This window comes from Limosilactobacillus coleohominis (genome assembly GCF_016901675.1).
GTDB lineage: Bacteria > Bacillota > Bacilli > Lactobacillales > Lactobacillaceae > Limosilactobacillus > Limosilactobacillus intestinavium.
This window is the reverse complement of the sequence record NZ_JACJKU010000177.1, coordinates 1-651: the sequence shown is the minus strand read 5'-3', so window position 1 is coordinate 651 and position 651 is coordinate 1. Positions and strand designations below refer to the sequence as shown.

The 651-nt window shown below is 31.0% G+C and carries 2 tRNA genes; both read right to left on the bottom strand.

Features of this window, described 5'->3' with window-relative positions:
• Positions 1 to 26 precede the first annotated feature (26 nt).
• Positions 27 to 100 (bottom strand) — tRNA-Met (locus tag H5975_RS08405).
• Between the two features lie 9 nt (positions 101 to 109).
• Positions 110 to 182, bottom strand: a tRNA-Glu gene (locus H5975_RS08400).
• Between the last annotated feature and the right edge of the window lie 469 nt (positions 183 to 651).

Sequence of the window (651 nt, the reverse complement as noted above, 5' to 3'; positions counted from 1 at the left end):
AAACCAACTAGACCAACGGACCAAAATTGCGGGGGCTGGATTTGAACCAACGACCTCCGGGTTATGAGCCCGACGAGCTACCAGACTGCTCTACCCCGCGATAATAAAATGACCCGTGCGAGATTTGAACTCACGTTACCAGCGTGAAAGGCTGGTGTCTTAACCAACTTGACCAACGGGTCACAATATAATTAATTTAATTAAAGAGCTATTTGAGACACTCTTAATCAACAAATATTACTATACCAAATAAAAATAAAAAGCGCAACTTTTTTAACTTATTTTTTCTTTTTTAAATGAAAATTATCTATTAAGCCTAATTTAATAGTAATAATTTAGAAATTGATTTGTATCTTTATAATCAGTGAATGATGAGCCTAACCATCTTACTACAACTCTTGGTTTATCAGTATTTTTTTAACACTAATTTCTGCTTTAGTCTCTCTAACTAACCATTCTTAGCTTTTTACTTTGAAACTAATATTTAAAATACATATTAGCGTAATATGCATTCTTTATTCTAAAACTTAAACATTCAAAATCTTATCAAACAATTTGACTCCTATAAGCTATCTCCAGGTAAAATATATACCATTTCAGAATTAAAATCATCATTTCCTTAAATCAATATGAATATTTATTCAATTAGGG